Annotated in this window: 8 protein-coding genes; 6 read left to right on the forward strand and 2 right to left on the reverse strand. The window is 73.8% G+C overall.

Going from position 1 to position 16,269, the window contains the following annotated elements; genetic code table 11:
- Positions 1-10: 10 nt before the first annotated feature.
- The 4 genes from bcsQ (at position 11) to bcsD (ending at position 9,757) form a co-directional block, all read left to right on the forward strand.
- The gene (gene bcsQ / locus ACFQS7_RS03020) at positions 11-808 is read left to right on the forward strand and encodes a cellulose biosynthesis protein BcsQ (protein ID WP_380065530.1); all 798 of its coding nucleotides are present in this window, start codon (positions 11-13) and stop codon (positions 806-808) included.
- Positions 805-5,394 carry a UDP-forming cellulose synthase catalytic subunit gene (gene bcsA, locus ACFQS7_RS03025; RefSeq protein WP_380065531.1) on the forward strand — a complete coding sequence of 1,530 codons (4,590 nt, stop codon included), beginning with the start codon at positions 805-807 and terminating at the stop codon, positions 5,392-5,394. Before bcsQ ends, bcsA begins: the two co-directional genes overlap by 4 nt.
- Complete coding sequence (locus tag ACFQS7_RS03030) at positions 5,391-9,167, forward strand: cellulose synthase subunit BcsC-related outer membrane protein (RefSeq protein WP_380065532.1); 3,777 nt, start codon at positions 5,391-5,393, stop codon at positions 9,165-9,167. Before bcsA ends, ACFQS7_RS03030 begins: the two co-directional genes overlap by 4 nt.
- 116 nt (positions 9,168-9,283) lie before the next feature.
- A complete protein-coding gene (gene bcsD, locus ACFQS7_RS03035) occupies positions 9,284-9,757 on the forward strand; it encodes a cellulose biosynthesis protein BcsD (RefSeq protein ID WP_380065533.1) in 474 nt (157 codons plus the stop codon).
- 12 nt (positions 9,758-9,769) lie between these two features.
- On the opposite strand, the gene ACFQS7_RS03040 is transcribed toward bcsD, so the two are convergent.
- On the reverse strand, positions 9,770-11,818 hold the full coding sequence (locus ACFQS7_RS03040) for a hydantoinase/oxoprolinase family protein (protein ID WP_380065534.1): 2,049 nt from the start codon (positions 11,816-11,818) through the stop codon (positions 9,770-9,772).
- Positions 11,815-13,491 (reverse strand): hydantoinase B/oxoprolinase family protein, encoded by a 1,677-nt coding sequence (locus ACFQS7_RS03045; protein WP_380065535.1) that lies wholly within the window; start codon positions 13,489-13,491, stop codon positions 11,815-11,817. Before ACFQS7_RS03045 ends, ACFQS7_RS03040 begins: the two co-directional genes overlap by 4 nt.
- A 134-nt stretch (positions 13,492-13,625) precedes the next feature.
- Between ACFQS7_RS03045 and ACFQS7_RS03050 the strand changes: the two genes are divergently transcribed.
- On the forward strand, positions 13,626-15,206 hold the full coding sequence (locus ACFQS7_RS03050; protein WP_380065536.1) for an ArnT family glycosyltransferase: 1,581 nt from the start codon (positions 13,626-13,628) through the stop codon (positions 15,204-15,206).
- Between the two features lie 76 nt (positions 15,207-15,282).
- On the forward strand, positions 15,283-16,227 hold the full coding sequence (locus ACFQS7_RS03055; protein ID WP_380065537.1) for an SMP-30/gluconolactonase/LRE family protein: 945 nt from the start codon (positions 15,283-15,285) through the stop codon (positions 16,225-16,227).
- Positions 16,228-16,269: the final 42 nt, after the last annotated feature.

A 16,269-nucleotide genomic window follows, 5' to 3' on the forward strand; every position in this document is an offset into this window, starting at 1 on the left:
CGGCGCGTTGATGCCCCTGATCTGCATCGCATCGCCCAAGGGCGGCGTCGGCAAGACCACGCTCGCGGCCAACCTGGCCGACGCCCTGCGCCGGCAGGGGCGCCGCGTGCTGGCCATGGACCTCGACCCGCAGAATGCGCTGCGGCTGCATTTCGGGGTGGGGCTGGCCGACCGCGCCGGTTTCCTCGCCAACCTGCCGCATGGCATCGTGTGGCGCGACGCGGTGCGGCAGACCCCGGCCGGCGTCGCCCTGCTGCCGCACGGCACGGTCGGCATGGCCGACGCGCTGGCGATGGTCGCGGCGCTCGACCGCGCGCCTGAACTGCTGGTCGAGCCGCTGCGCGAGATGCTGGCCGACCCGGCGCTGATCGTCGTGGTCGACCTGCCGCCCGGACCGTCCCGCGTGCTGGAACTTCTGGCGCCGCTGGCCAGCATGGTGCTCGTGGTGCTGCTGGCCGATGCCAATGGCGCGGCGCTGATGCCGGAGATCGACAGCGGCCGCTTCCTTGGCCTCGGCGCCGCCTACGGGCCGCAGACCGACCGGCTGCGGCTGGTGCTGAACCAGGTGGACTACGGCTCCCGCCTCTCCCGCGCGGTGGCCGAGGCGATGGCCCGGCATCTCGGCCCGCGTCTGCTCGGCGCACTGGCGCGCGAGGACGCGGTGGGGGAGGCCCTGGCCGCCCAGCGGCTGCTGCTCGACAGCGCGCCCAGCTGCCGCACCGCCCTCGACCTGCGCGAGCTCGGCCGCACCGTCGCCGACGCGCTGCCGCAGCCGCTGGAACCCGTTGCCGGCTGGTGGGCCCGATGAGCGAAGCGCTGCGCCGCGACTGGCTGGCCCGCATCCCGCTGGCGCGCACCCGCATCGGCGGCATCGCCATGGTGCTGGTCGGCCTGGTGATCGCCAGCACGGTGGTGCTGACCCCGCTCTCGGCCGAGCAGCAGGGCGTCTTCGCCATCGGCGGCTTCTTCCTCGCGCTGCTGCTCGGCAAGATCCCCGGCCGGGCGATGACCCTCGCCCTTGCCGCGTTCTCCTGCATGGTGTCGCTGCGCTACATCTTCTGGCGGCTGAGCGACACGCTCGACTATGCCGGCTGGGTCCAGACCTTCCTCGGCACCGGCCTGCTGCTGGCGGAGATCTACGCGGTCATCGCGCTGGTCATCGCCTATGTGCAGAATGCCTGGCCGCTCGACCGCAAGCCGGTCCCGCTGCCGGACGATATCGCCGAATGGCCGAGCGTCGACGTCTACATCCCGAGCTACAACGAATCCCTGGACATCGTGAAGCCGACGGTGCTGGCCGCGCTGGCGCTCGACTGGCCGGCCGACAAGCTGAACGTCATCGTCCTCGATGACGGACGCCGGCCGGAATTCCGCGAATTCTGCGCCCAGGTCGGCTGCGGCTACCTGATCCGCCCGGACAACAAGGGCGCCAAGGCCGGCAACATCAACCACGCCCTCACCAAGACATCCGGCGAATACATCACCATCTTCGACTGCGACCACGTCCCCACCCGCGCCTTCCTGCAGCTGACCATGGGCTGGCTGCTGCGCGACAAGGGGCTCTGCATGGTGCAGACGCCGCACCACTTCTACTCGCCCGACCCGTTCGAGCGGAACCTCGCCAGCGGCGAGGCGGTGCCGAACGAGGGCCTGCTCTTCTATGGCCTCATCCAGCAGGGTAACGACTTCTGGGGCGCGACCTTCTTCTGCGGCTCCTGCGCCGTCATCCGCCGGACCGCGTTGGAAGGCATCGGCGGCGTGCCGCATTCGACGGTGACCGAGGACTGCCACGCCTCGCTGCGTATGCAGAAGGCCGGCTGGCGCACCGCCTATCTCCGTATCCCGCTGGCCGCCGGGCTCGCGACCGAGCGGCTGATGCTGCATATCGGCCAGCGCCTGCGCTGGGCGCGCGGCATGATCCAGATCCTGCGCACGGAAAATCCGCTGACGGCCCACAGCCTGAGATGGTCGCAGCGCCTCTGCTACTTCATGGCGATGTACGGCTTCCTCTTCCCGCTGCCGCGCTTCGTCTTCCTGACCTCGCCGCTGGCCTGGCTGCTGCTGGGGGAGAACGTGATCGCCGCCTCGCCGCTCGCCATCCTGGCCTATGCCGGGCCGCACATCCTGCATTCCACCATGGCCGGCAGCCGGATGCAGGGGCATGTCCGGCATTCCTTCTGGTCGGAAATCTATGAGGCCGTGCTCGCGGTCTACCTGGTGCCGGTGATGCTGGCGACCCTCCTCGACCCGCGGAAAGGCAAGTTCAACGTGACCGACAAGGGCGGCACCCTGCAGGAAGGCTATTTCGACCTGCGCGCCGTGGGACCGAACATGGTGCTGGCCGGCTTCCTGCTGATGGGCGTGCTCTGGGGCGCCTTCGGCATCATGACGCACGCGCCCGGCTCGCTGGAATTCCAGGCCTACGCGCTGAACCTCTTCTGGGGGACGCTTTGCCTGCTGACCGTGCTGGCCGGCCTCGCCGTCGGCCGCGAGCGGCGCCAGGTGCGCGAACGCGCCCGGGTCTTCGCTTCGGTGCATGCCAGCATCCGCCTCGATGATGGCCGCGTGGTGCAGGCCGGCACGCGCGACCTGTCGCTCGGCGGCGCGGCGCTCGACGCGCCGCGGCCGGACGGGCTGCAGGATGGCGCCCAGGTTGGCGTGACGCTCGATATCGGCGGCGGCGGCGTCACCATCCCGGCCGAGGTGCTTCGCTGGACCGAGGACCGCGTGCAGCTCCGCTTCGTGCCGCGCGACCTGGAGGATGAGGGCAATGTGGTGCGTGCAGTCTTCGGCCGAGCGGATGCCTGGGTGGACTGGGACGAGGTGCGGCAGGACCGGCCGCTGCGGGCCTTCATCGAAGTGATGCGCAGCGTCAGCGGCCTGTTCCGCGGCGGCTCGCAGTTCTCGCTGCGGCTCGGCTTCGGCCTCCGCCCGGCGCTGAAGCAGACCAGGGCGAAGCCGGCCGAGTCGCGTTCGCCGGCCCTGCCGCCGCTGGCCGCACCGCCGGCCGAACCGGCCGCGCCCGCCGCGCCGCCGCCGGGCGTCCCGCCGCTGCGGGCCTCGCGCGGCTCGCGCGCCGCCGCCGCCGTGCTGCTGGCCCTCGGCCTGGCGCTGCCCGGCACCGCCGCGGCGCAGGCGCGCAACACGGCGCTGCCGCCGGCCGCGCCGCCCAGCCCGGTGGCGCCCGTCGCGGCCCCGCCCGCCTTCGCCCCGCCAGCCTTTGCCGCACCGGCCGCGGTCAGCCCGCCCGACAGCGGCGCCGGCACCCGGCGCGTGTCCTACACGCTGCGCCAGCTCGGCCTGCGCGCGCCGATGCAGCTGCGCGGCACCACCGACCTGCAGGGCGTGCTGTTCGGCATCCGCGGCGACGAGGTGGTGACCCAGGCGCGGATGGTGCTGCAGGGCGCGACCTCGCCGGCGCTGATCCCCGAGCTCAGCCAGATCGCCGTGGCGCTGAACGAGCAGTTCATCGGCGCGGTCCAGCCCGACCGTTCGCGGCCGAGCTTCGGGCCGCTGGAATTCCCGGTGAACCCGGTCTTCTTCGCCGATAGCAACCGGCTGAATTTCCGCTTCTCCGGCCGCTACGCGGTGGAGTGCAACGACCCGCTTTCCGGCCTGCTCTGGTCGACCATCTCCGACACCTCGACGCTGCACCTGCTGCTGGAAAAGCTTCCCCCCACCCGCGACCTGGCCCGGCTGCCGGAGCCCTTCTTCGACCAGCGGCTGATCCGCGACCCGCTGAACCTCCCCGTGGTGCTGCCCGACGGCGCCGGCAACGAAGCCGTCCGCGCCGCCGCGATCGCCGCCTCCTGGTTCGCGGTGCAGGCGGACTACCGCGGCGCCGACTTCCCCGTCTCCGCCTCGCTGCCGGCGCGCGGCCATGCGGTGGTGATCGCCGCCGGGCCGGATGCCATCCCCGGCCTGACCCTGCCGCGCTTCGACGGCCCGACCATCGCGCTGGTACCGCACCCGGGCGATCCCTACGGCATGCTGCTGGTCATCGGCGGCCGCAGCGGCGCCGAGGCCGCGGCCGCCGCGACCGCGCTCGCGGTCGGCCGGTCCGCGCTGTCGGGCGAGGTCGCCCTGGTCCAGCCGCCGGAGCTGACCCCGCGCCAGCCCTACGACGCGCCGCGCTGGATGCATGGCGACCGCTCGGTCCGCCTCGGCGAGCTGGTCGACCCGTCCGAGCTGCAGGCCTTCGGTTATTCGCCGGGCGCCATCTCCATCCCGTTCCGCACCGCGCCCGACCTCTACACCTGGCGCAACCGGCCGCTGCGCACCGAGATCCGCTACCGCGCGCCGCCCGGCCCGATCGTCGACACCGCGGTCTCCCGGCTCGACGTGTCGATGAACGACCTCTATCTGCGCAGCTTCCCGCTCACCGGTAGCGAGCCGTCCTGGCCCTGGTCCTGGGTCAGCCAGCGGATCGGCCAGTCCGACCGCCGCAGCGGCGTCGCCGGGGTGCCGCCCTGGATCGTCTTCGGCCAGAACGAACTGCAGCTGCGCTTCGACATGAAGCCGATGGCGCGCGGCGACTGCGTCGCGGTGCCCGGCGACATCCGCGCCTCGATCGACCCCGACAGCACGATCGACCTGTCGGACGGCTACCGCTTCACCACCCTGCCGAACCTCGCCTTCTTCGCCGGTGCGGGCTTCCCCTTCACCAAGCATGCCGACCTGTCCGGCACCGCCGCGGTGCTGCCGGACCGGCCGCATCCGCAGGAGATGTCGGCTTTCCTCGGGCTGATCGGGCGCCTTTCGGCGATCGTCGGCCTGCCGGCGACCGGGCTGCAGGTGGTGCGGCCGCAGGGCCTCCCGCAGGTGGCCGGGCTCGACCTGATCGTGGTCGGCGGGCTCGGCCGCCAGCCGGCGCTGCAGCAGCTGCTGAAGGACGGCCCGGTGCAACTGGAAGGCAACCGCCTGTCCATCACGCTGCCGGATGCGATGGCCGATATCCGGCATGTCTTCGGCGGCGCCGACAAGCGCGGCATCGCCGAACGCGCCGCGGCCCAGTTGCTGGCGCCGGGCGAGGGGCTGGGCGCGCTGATCGCCTTCGAATCACCGCTCACCCCCGGCCGCTCGGTCGTGGCGTTGAGCGGCAGCACGCCGGCGGCGGTCGAGGCCATGGTGCAGGCGCTGCGCGACCCCGAACAGTTGCCGCGGGTGCAGGGCGACGTGGTGCTGCTGACCGGCGGCCGGGTGCAGGGCTATGCGCTCGGCAACCGCTACACGGTCGGCTGGCTGCCCTTCTGGCTCTGGCCGCAATACCTGCTCGGCGACAGCCCGCTCGGCCTGCTGGTGCTGCTTGGCATCGCGCCGCTGCTGATGGCCGGGCCGGTCTACTGGCTGCTACGCCGGCGCGCCGCGCACCGGCTGCGGGAGCGCACGGCATGACGCGGCGCAGCCGACTGCTCGCCGGTATTCCGGCCATGGCGCTGCTGCTGGCTGCCCTGCCGGCGGCGGCGCAGGTCCTCGCCGTGGCGACGCCCTCGGGGTCCGAGAAGGCGATCGCGGCCCTGATGGAGCAGGCGAATTACTGGCGCCTGCAGAACCGGCCGGACCAGGTGGTGCGGACGCTCGAGCGCGTGCTCACGGTCGATCCGCGCAACCCGGAGGCGCTGGCCAGCGCGGCCCAGGCGCACGCCCAGCTCGGCAACCGGGCGGCGGCGGATGCGCTGATGGCCCGGCTGCGCGCCGCCTCGCCGGCCGACCAGCGGCTGCAGGAAACCGACGTCACCGTCCGCGCCGCCACCATCGACCAGAATGCGCTGCTGGAGGCCCGCCGGCTCGCCCAGGCGGGCCGCGGGGAGGATGCGGTCGCGCAATACCGCGAGCTGTTCCGCAGCCCGACCCCACCGGACGCCTACGCGCAGGAATTCTACGCCACCCTGGCCGGGACCGAGGGCGGCTACGAGGAGGCGCGGGCCGGCCTGTCCCGGCTGGTCGAGCGGTCGCCGAGCGATGCGCGTCTGCAGCTCGCCTATGCGCAGGTGCTGACCTACCGCGACGCGACCCGCGCCGACGGCACCGCCCGGCTGCGCCGGCTCGCCACCGCGGGCAATGCCGGCGGCGCGGCGACCGCGGCCTGGCGGCAGGCGCTGCTCTGGGCCGGCCCGAACCCGGCGGTGGTGCCGGAGCTGGAGGCCTTCCTCGAACGCAACCCGAACGATGCGGCAATCGTCCAGCGGCTGGCGGAGATCCGCGCGCCGCAGCCGGCCGGCGTGCCGGATGAGGCCGCGACCGCCCGGCAGCGCGGCTTCGACCAGCTCAACGCCAACCGCGCCCGTGATGCCGGCCGCGAGTTCGAGGCGGCGATCGCCGCCAATCCGGAGGATGCCGATGCGATCGGCGGGCTCGGCATCGTCCGCCTGCGTGAGGGCCGCTATGGCGAGGCGCGCAGCCTGCTGGAACGCGCCATCCGGCTCGACCCCGCGAAGCGGGCGCAGTGGCAGAAGGCGCTGGACGGCGCCGGCTATGCCGCCGATCTCGCCAGCGGCCGCGGCCAGCTGCAGGCCGGCGACCTCGACGCCGCCGAGCAGAGCCTGCGCCGGGCGCTGAGCCGCGATGCCGCCGACCGGGCGGATGCCGAGGCGTTGCTGGGCGACATCGCGCTGCGCCGGGGCGACTATGCCGGCGCCGAGACGCGCTACCGCGCCGCGCTGGCGCGCCGGCCCAATCTCGGCGCCGCCACCAGCGGGCTGTACGAGGTGCTGCAGCAGCAGGGCCGCTTCGCCGAGGCCGAGGCCTTGCAGGGCCGGGTCCGCCAGGCCGCGAACGAGGCCGGCACCAATGCCGGCCGCGCCGCCCAGCTCCGCGCCGAGGCGCAGCGCACCAACGACCCGGAGGACCAAGTGGTCCGGCTGCGCGAGGCGCTGTCGCTCGACCCCGGCAGCCCGTGGATCCGGCTCGACCTGGCGCGGCTGCTGTCGCGCCAGGGCCAGCAGATGGAGGCGCGCGAGCTGATGGGCGCGCTCGGCGCCGCCGGCGGCGCGGAAGGGCTGCATGCCGCCGCCCTGTTCGCCGAGGAGGATGGCCGGCCGAACGATGCCGCGGCCTATCTGAACCGCATCCCGGCCAGGCAGCGCACGGCCGACATGAACCGCCAGATGGCCAGCAGCCGGGTGGCGGCCGAAGTGGACCGGGCGGTCTCGACCTGGCGGATGGGCGCGCGGGCCGAGGGCCGCGCGGCGCTGGTCGCCATCGCGGCCCGGCCCGACCCGACCGGGGGCGCCGGCGCGCTGGCGGTGCGGGCGCTCGGGACGCTCGGCGATGCGCAGGGCGCGGCGGAAGCCGGGCGGGCCGCGGTCTCGGCCAATGCCGGGGCCCCGGCCGCGGCGCGGCTGGCGGTCGCCGGCGCGCTGCTGGGCGCGGGGGCGGAGCGTGAGGCGGTGCAGATCGCCCGCTCGGTGGAAAGCCAGCCGGGCCTGTCGGCCGAGGATCGCCGGCAGGCGGCGGCGCTGCAGGCCGGCTTCGCCATCCGCGCCGCCGACAAGCTGAACGAGCAGGGCAACCAGGCGGCGGCCTACGAGGCGCTGGCCCCGGTGCTGGGCCGCGACCCGACCAACCCGGCGGCCAACCTGGCGCTGGCCCGGCTGTACCAGGGCGCGCGGCAGCCGGACCAAGCGGCGCAGGTCGCCGAAGCCGTGCTGGGCCGCGACCCGCGCAGCATGGATGCGCGGATGGCCGCGGTGGATGCGGCGATCGCCCAGCGCGACTGGAGCCGGGCCGAGGCCCTGCTGGTCGAGGCGCGCGCCTTCAACCCAAACGATGCCCGCGTCCCGCTGATGGAGGCGAAGATCGCCCGCGCCGGCGGCAATTCCGGCCGCGCGCTGCGGGCGCTGGAACGGGCGCAGGACCAGCTGCGCAGCCAGGGCAAGGTGGTCCAGGTCTCAGCGACCACGGTCGGCGGGCCGGGCAACCCGTTCCGCGGCGTGGTGCCGGGTGGTGCGTCTTCCGCCGTGGTGCCCGGGCTCGACCCGCTGGCCAACGAGGTGGCGCGCGAATTGGCGTCGGTGCGGGAGGAGGCCTCGGGCCGCATCCAGGGCGCGCTGGCGATGCGCTTCCGCTCCGGCACCGGGGGGCTCGACCGGCTGTCGGATGTCAGCGCACCGGTCAGCGCCTCGCTGCCGGTGGGTGCGCTGGGCGGGCGGTTCACCGCGACGATGACGCCGGTGACCATCACGACCGGCCAGCTCGACAACGGCAACCTCAGCACGCTGCGCAGCTTCGGCACCAACATGCTGGTGCCGGAACTGCGCCAGCCGACCGGGCAGCCCAATGGCCCGAGCCAGGCGACGCGCGACCGCTACACGCCGCGCGACGACACCGCGACCGGCGTCGGCCTCGGCCTGGCCTATTCGCGCAATGCCTTCACCGCCGATATCGGCACCACGCCGCTCGGCTTCCGCGAGCAGAACGTCATCGGCGGCGTCGAGATCGTGCCGGCGCTGACCGACACGCTGAAGCTGCGGCTGACCGGCGAGCGGCGGCCGATGACCGACAGCCTGCTGTCCTGGTCCGGCATGCGGGACGTGAATACCGGCCGGACCTGGGGCGGCGTGGTGCGGACCGGCGGGCGGGCGCAGCTCGAGGTCGGCACCCAGCCGGTCTCCTTCTATGTCGGCGGCGGCTATTCGGCGCTCGACGGCACGCAGGTGGCGAAGAACAGCCGGATCGAGGCCGGGGCCGGTGCCTCCTGGGTCATCTACCGCGAGCCGAACGAGGAACTGGTCGCCGGCATGGACCTGGTCTACTTCGCCTACGACAAGAACCAGCGGCTGTTCTCCTACGGCAATGGCGGCTATTTCAGCCCGCAGAGCTACACCGCGGCGCTGTTCCCGCTGGACTGGCGGGCGCGCAGCGGCAACCTGGCCTGGCGGCTCGGCGGCACCATCGGCTACCAGGCCTACCGCGAGGACGCGGCGAAATATTTCCCGCTCGACGGCGCCATGCAGGCGCAGGCGGACCTCGCCGCGGCATCCGACACCACCCTGCGCTCGACGCTGCCATCCTCGAGCAATTCGGGGGTCAGCGGCGGCGTGCGGGCCGACCTGGAATACACCGTGACGCCCAACCTGCGGATCGGCGGGCTGCTGCGCTACGACCGGACGGCCAACTGGAACGAAGCGCGCGGCCTGGTCTTCGCGCGCTACCGTTTCGACCGCTAAGTCTGTAAGGGAGGGCTCATGCGCCGGACCGCCCGGCCCGCGCGGCGGCTTCCTGTCCCGTTCATCGAGGCAAGCGGCCGCCTTCGGCGCGCCGCCGCGCCCACCAGAGGTGTTGCATGACCGCCGTCGACGAGTCGCGTTCCCTGTCCTATTTGGCCCGTCGCGGCGTCGCCGCGCAGTGGCGTGGCTTCCTGCGGGCGCTGGTGGAAACGCTGGACGCCAATCTCGATATCGCCTCGCGCGACGCGCTGCTGCGCGCCGTGGGGGCGCGGCTGGCCGGGCTGATGCCGCTGCCTGCCTGCGGCAGCCTGCCGGAGCTGGAAGCCCGGATCAACGAAGCCCTGGCCGGCTGCGACTGGGGCTGGGTGGAGATCTCGCTCGACCCGCAAGACCGCTCGCTGATCCTGGCGCATAGCGCGGCGCCGTCGATCGCCGCCGGGGCGGAAGCGAACGGCACCTGGATCGCCGCGGTGCTGGAAGGGCTGCACGGCGCCTGGCTGGGCGCCCAGCCCGGCTCGGACCCGGCCCTGGCGCCGCGCCGGGCCGCCGCCACGCCGGCGACGATCATCCTGCGCTACGGCCGGGCCTGAACCGCCGCGGCGTCAGCCCGGCGGCACCGCGATCTCCAGCCAGCCGCGCGCATCCATCCGGGCCTCGTCGCCCGGGCGCAGCAGCACCGTGGTGGTGGCGCTCTCGACGATCGCCGGGCCAACCACCGCCTGGCCGGGGGCGAGGGCCTCGAAGCGGTGGACCGGCGCCACGACGGCCGCGCCGTCCAGCAGGATGCGGCGCGGCGCGACCGGGGCCACGTCCTGGTCCCGCCGCGCCGCCGCCGCCTGGCGCGGCAGCTGGCCGACCACGGCGAGCCGGGCATTGACCAGCACCACCTCCTCCTCCGGCAGGTCGTAGGTGAACAGCGCGCGGTGGCGCGCGTGGAAGGCGGCGCGGATCTGCCCGCCGAGGTCGGGTCCGGCCCAGTCGATCCCGTCCAGCGGCACGGCGATCTCGAAGACCTGCTCGCCGTAGCGCATGTCGGCGCCGCGGCGGGCGGTGGTCGCGCCGTCGTGCCAGGCGTCCATCCGGGCGCGGCCCTCGGCTTCCAGCCCGTCGAACAGGGTGCGCAGCGCGGCGTCGGCCGGCATGCCGCCGGGGGTCACCGCGCTGCGGGTCAGCTCGTAGCGCAGGTCGGTGTGCAGCATGCCCCAGGCCGAGAGGCCGGCGGCGAAGATCGGCACCGCGGCGCGGCGGAGGCCGAGCTCGCGCGCCACCGCCGTCGCGTGCAGCCCGGCGGCGCCGCCGAAGGCAAGCAGGGCGGCATCACGCGGATCGACCCCGCGGCGGACGGTCGCCAGCCGCACCCCATCGGCCATGCGGGCATTGACCAGGGCGTGGATGCCGGACGCGCAGGCCTCCGGTGCGATGCCGAGCCGGGCGGCGAGGCCGGCGACCGCAGCCTCGGCCGCCGCCAGGTCCAGCCTCCGGGCGCCGCCGAGGAAATTCGCCGCGTCCAGGTAGCCCAGCACCAGGTTGGCGTCGGTCACCGTCGGCTCGGTGCCGCCCAGCCCGTAGCAGGCCGGCCCCGGCACGGCGCCGGCCGAGCGTGGCCCGACCTGCAGCGTGCCGCCGGCGCCGAGATGGGCGATCGAGCCGCCGCCGGCCCCCAGCGTGACGATGTCGAGGCTCTCGAGGGCGATGCGCTCGCCGCCGACGGTCCGGCCGCGGCCGAGCGCCGCCTCGCCGCCGGTGACCAGGGCGATGTCGGTCGAGGTGCCGCCCATGTCGAAGGTGACCAGGTCCTGGCCGAGCCCCTGCGCCGCCAGCGCCACCGCCGCGGCGACCCCGCCGGCCGGGCCGGACAGCGCGGTGCCGACCGCGAGCCGCGCCGCCTCCTCGACCGGCGCGACGCCGCCGTGGCTGAGGATGACGAAGAGCGGCCCCCGGTAGCCGGCCTGCTCCAGCCGCCCGGCCAGGCGGCCGAGGTAGCGGGAGACCACCGGCCCGACATAGGCGTTCACCGCGGTGGTGCTGAACCGTTCGAACTCCTTGATCTGCGGCAGGACATCGGCCGAGCAGGTGACGAAGGCGCCGGGCATGGCGGCGGCGACCGCCGCCGCCGCGGCGTGCTCGTGCTGCGGCGCGGCCCAGGCGTGCAGGAAGCCGATGGCGACGCCGTCGACCTTCGCCGCCTGCAGGGTGGCGATGGCGGCGTCGAGCGAGGCGGGGTCGAGCGGGGTCTCGACGCTGCCATCCGGCCGTAGCCGCTCCGTCACGCCCAGCCGGAGGTGGCGCGGCACCAGCGGCTCGGGCGCCGGCAGGCGGAGGTCGTAGCGTTCCGGCTTCAGGCCCTCCCGCATCTCGATGACGTCGCGGTGGCCGGCGGTGGTCAGCAGGCCGATCCGGGCGCCCTTCCGCTCCAGCAGGGCGTTGGTGGCCACCGTGGTGCCGTGGACGATCCGGGTGGTGCGCGCCAGCAGGGCGGCGAGGTCGAGGCCCAGCGCGTCGGCGAGGTTCCGCAGGCCCTGGACCACGCCCTCCGACTGGTCGGCCGGGGTGCTGGCGGCCTTGGCCAGGGTCTGGCCGCCGTCGGCGGCGATGCAGACCACGTCGGTGAAGGTGCCGCCGACATCGATGCCGATGGTCAGGGCGGTCATGCCACGTAGCCCTCCGCCGCGTCGCGTGCCCGGGATTCCGGGCTGCGCGCCTCGGGCGGCCCCCAGCCGCCGCCGCCGCCGGCCTCGACCAGCAGCCGGTCGCCGGGCTGGACGGGGATGCCGACCTGCTTCGTCTTCAGCACCCGCTCGGTGCCGTCCGCATGGCGCAGGCGGTAGTGATGCGGCTTGCCGTCCCGCCCGCCGCGCATCCCGGCAGCGCCGTGCCGCACCCCGTCGCCGGCGGTGTTGGCCAGGGCGGGACCCTCGCTCTCGATCCTCAGGGACAACTGGCCGCCCAACCCGCCGCGGTACTGCCCGTCGCCGGCCGAGCCGGGAAGGAATTCATGCGCCTCGAAAAGCAGCGGGAAGCGCGCCTCGGCCATCTCGACGCTGCCGAATTTCAGGCCGCCGGCGGAATGCCATTCCCCCGCGCTGGACCAGCCGTCGCCGCCGGAGGAGCCGCCGCCGCCCGGCCGGGCATGGAACATGTGCCAGACGAACCGCCTGCCCGGGCGCCTTGCATCCTGGCCGGTGATCGCCACCCGGAAGCGCCGGCCCCAGCCGCCCATGGCGCGGTCCGGGCAGCAATGCTGCAGGGCGCGAACGATGGCCTCGACGATCTCGTTCGAGCAATGGCTGGTGCACATGGTGACCGGCGCGCCTTCGCGGGCCCAGACCACGGTGCCTTCCTTCGCCACCACCTCGAGCGGGCGGAAGGCGCCGTCGTTCTTGGCGAGGTCCGGGTCGAGCAGGAACGCAAACGCCATCGCCACGGCGCTGCGCATGTTGGGGTAGCTGGAATTGACGAACCCCGTCGTCTGCGGGTCGCTCTCCGACAGGTCGACGGTCAGGCTCTCGCCGCGCTTGGTGACCCGGGCGCGGATGGCGACGTCGGTGCGGTCGAAGCCGTCGTCGTCGAGGAACGCCTCGCCCAGCCAGGTCCCGTCCGGCCAGGCCGCCAGGATGCGCCGCGCATGCGCCTCGGACAGGTCGAGGATGGCGCAGACCGCCGCGTCCAGCGCATCGGCGCCGTATCTCGTTAGCAGCGGGCGCAGCCGGTGCTCGCCGAGGCGCGCCGCTCCCACCATCGCCATCAGGTCGCCACGGAAATCGCGGGGGATTCGGGTGTTGGTGGCCAGCATCCGCAGCAGGTCCTCGCGCAGCCCGCCGGCCTCGCCCAGGCGGATGGGGGGGATGCGCAGCCCCTCCTGCCAGATTTCCGTCGCACCCGGGTTGTAGCCTCCGTGCGTGGCCCCGCCGATATCGGACTGGTGGGCGCGCACCACGGACCAGAAGCGCAAGGCCCCGTCGGCATGGACGGGAATGATGATGGTGAGGTCGGGAAGGTGGCTGCCGCCGTGGTAGGGGTCGTTCAGCAGGAAGGTGTCACCGTCCCGGATGTCGCCGGCGAAGGCCTCGGCCACCGCCTTCGCCGCCCAGGGCATGGCGCCGACATGCACGGGGATGTGGTCCGCCTGCGCCACCAGCCGGCACTCCGCATCGCACAGCGCGATGGAGAAATCGCGGGAGGAGTTGAGGATCTGGCTGTAGGAGGTGCGCAGCATCGCCTCTCCCATCTCCTCCACGATGGCGCGGAGGCGGTTGTCGAGGACGGCGAGGGTGACCGGGTCCGGCGGGGCGTGCCGGGCGGTCGCGGGTGTGGGATCGGCCATCCGGGAAGGCTCGGCCGTGGCCTCCGCTGCCGTCAAGCCGGGGCGGTGGAATATCGCATCCCGGCTTCAGGAATTCGTGATATGGCCGGCGCGTCGCGCCCGTCCCGGGAAGCCGGTGGACCGGCGTGGAGAGCATGAGCACAACCTATCTGCGAAGCCCGGCGGCCGGGCCGGTTGCCCGGCCCGGCCCGCAAGCCTCGCCCGGCGCCCGGTTGCGCCGCCTGGCCGAGGCCGCCTTCATCCCGCTGCTGCTGTTCGGCGCCTCCCTGCTGTTGCGGGGGATCGGCTTCACCGTGACGGTGATCGACACCGACGAGGGCCTCTATCTGGTCCAGGCGCGCGAATGGCTGCGCGGCGGCTGGCCGCTGGTCGCGGTCTGGGACATGCACCCGATCGGCGCGCCGGCGGTCTATGCCGCGGCGATCTGGCTGTTCGGCGAGAGCATCGCCACCATCCGCATGCTGGGCGTCACCTGCGTCGCCGCGGCGAGCTGGGCCTTGTACGGGCTGGTGCGGGCGGCGGGCGGACCGCGGCCGGTGGCCCTCGCGGCCGGCCTGCTCTACGTCGCCCATACCGTCCTGCTGTTCGGCCTGGCCAGCAACACCGAGGTGCTGTTCGCCCCGCTGGTGGTCTCGGCCATGGCGCTGGGGACGCGGGCGGCGGTGCGGGCGCTGGAGGAGGGGCGGGGCCCCGGCTGGCGCGAGCTGGTCCCGACGGGGCTGCTGGTCGGCTGCGCCTTCTCCATCAAGCCGGTGGTGACGCCGGAGGGGTGCCTGGCCTTCGCCCTGCTGACCTTCCCGGCGCTGTGGCGACGGGTGCTGCCGTGGCGGCGCTTCTTCGGCATGGCGGCGGCCTATGCCGGGCTGGCCTTGCTGCCGACGACGCTGTTCGGCCTGGCCTACCTGGCGCAGGACGACCTGCGGGAGTTCCTCGACGGCTCCTTCCTCGCCCCGCTGCGTTATGCCGAGGCGCGGCTGAGCCTGGCGGAGGCGTTGCAGCGGGTGCAGGTGGCCGTCCTGGTGCTGTTGTGGCCGATGCTGCTGGCCGGCGTCGCCGTGGCCCGATGGGGCTGGCGGCCGGGCCGGGAAGGCCGGCTGGCACGCCTGGCGCTGGCCTGGTTCGGCTGCGGCTGCGTGGCGATCGTCGGGCCGGGCTTCTTCTACCCGCACTACTTCCTGATCTGGATGCCCCCGCTGTCCATCCTGGCGGCGCTGGGCGCCTGGCGGCTGGCGCGCCTCGCCCGGCCGCGCATCGCCATGGCGCTGTTCGTCGCCCTGGTCGCGGTGGTGGCGGTGGAGGCCTGGCGGCAGGAGTCGACGGTCCGCGTCGGCCGCGGCTTCGGCATCTGGCTGCCCGACCCGGTCGCCGAGGTGGCCAAGGCGGTCCGCGCGCGGATCAGGCCCGGCGAGGCCATCTTCATCGCCAACTACCACCCGGTGGTCTATGCCCTGACCGATGCGGCGCTGCCGACCCGCTTCGTCTTCCCGGCGCACCTGACCGGCGGCTTCACCCAGGTGGCGGAGATCGACACCGATGCCGAGGTGCGGCGCATCCTGGCGACCCGGCCGCGGATCGTGGTGGTGGATCGCGGCTGGTGGTCGCAACTGCGCCCGAGCGCCGCGGCGATCCTGACCGAGACGCTGAACCGCGACTATGTCCTCGACACCACGGTGGCGGAGGAGCGCGGGCCGGTGGAGCTGTGGCGGCCGAAGTGACCGCCGGCTGCCCCGGGTTTGCATCGCCGCCCGGCTGACGCATCATCCCGCACAGAAGACATGCGGGGGAAAGCCAATGAGCGACGCGACCGGCCTGACCATCCTGGCCGAGGGGCTGCGCTTCCCGGAGGGGCCGATCGCCCTGGCCGATGGCGGCGTCATCCTGGTGGAGATCGCCGAAGGCAAGCTGACCAAGGTCGCCGCCGACGGCACCAAGACCACGGTCGCCACGCCCGGCGGCGGGCCGAACGGCATCGCCATGGGGCCCGGCGGGAAGATCTATTGCTGCAACAACGGTGGCTTCGTCTGGCACGAGGGACCCGAGGGCCTGCGCCCGCACGGCGTCCCGGCGGACTACAAGGGCGGCCGGATCGAGGTCATTGATCCTGCCTCCGGCAGCGTGAAGGTCCTCTATGACCGCTGCGGCGAGAACACCCTGAAGGGCCCGAACGACATCGTCTTCGCGCCCAAGGGTTCGCCCGGCGAGGGCGGCTTCTGGTTCAGCGACCTGGGCAAGGTGCGGGCGCGGGACCGCGACCATGGCGGGATCTACTGGGCGGCGTCCGACGGGTCGAAGATCGTGGAAGCCGCCTTCCCGGTCTTCGGCGGCGCCAACGGCATCGCGCTCTCGCCGGATGGCCGCACGGTGTATGCCGCGGAGACCGAGACCGGCCGGCTTTGGGCCTGGGACGTGGAAGGCCCTGGCGTGGTGCGGAAGGACCCTTGGCCGTCCTCCAACGGCGGGCGGGTGATCTGCCAGTTCCCTGGCTACCGGCGGCTCGACAGCATCGCGGCGACGGCGGCGGGCAATATCTGCGTCGCCACCCTGGTGGCCGGCGAGATCACCACCGTCTCCCCCAAGGGCGAGATCCTGCGGGTGGTGAAGATGCCGGAGCGGATGCCGACGAACATCTGCTTCGGCGGGCCGGGGCTGCGGACCGCCTACATCACCCTGTCGCTGACGGGCAAGCTGGCCTCCATGCCCTGGGACGAGGCGGGGCTGGACCTGCCCTTCGGCTGAGCCGCGTTGACAGCGTCGTGCCGGTGGCTAGACCCCGGCGCG

The organism is Dankookia sp. GCM10030260, from assembly GCF_042666655.1.
GTDB lineage: Bacteria > Pseudomonadota > Alphaproteobacteria > Acetobacterales > Acetobacteraceae > Paracraurococcus.

Excerpts from the sequence above, each read along its gene's own strand:
- bcsQ (WP_380065530.1), top strand. The coding sequence starts at position 11 with ATGCCCCTGATCTGCATCGCATCGCCCAAGGGCGGCGTCGGCAAGACC.
- bcsA (WP_380065531.1), top strand. The coding sequence starts at position 805 with ATGAGCGAAGCGCTGCGCCGCGACTGGCTGGCCCGCATCCCGCTGGCG.
- ACFQS7_RS03030 (WP_380065532.1), top strand. The coding sequence starts at position 5,391 with ATGACGCGGCGCAGCCGACTGCTCGCCGGTATTCCGGCCATGGCGCTG.
- bcsD (WP_380065533.1), top strand. The coding sequence starts at position 9,284 with ATGACCGCCGTCGACGAGTCGCGTTCCCTGTCCTATTTGGCCCGTCGC.
- ACFQS7_RS03040 (WP_380065534.1), bottom strand. The coding sequence starts at position 11,818 with ATGACCGCCCTGACCATCGGCATCGATGTCGGCGGCACCTTCACCGAC.
- ACFQS7_RS03045 (WP_380065535.1), bottom strand. The coding sequence starts at position 13,491 with ATGGCCGATCCCACACCCGCGACCGCCCGGCACGCCCCGCCGGACCCG.
- ACFQS7_RS03050 (WP_380065536.1), top strand. The coding sequence starts at position 13,626 with ATGAGCACAACCTATCTGCGAAGCCCGGCGGCCGGGCCGGTTGCCCGG.
- ACFQS7_RS03055 (WP_380065537.1), top strand. The coding sequence starts at position 15,283 with ATGAGCGACGCGACCGGCCTGACCATCCTGGCCGAGGGGCTGCGCTTC.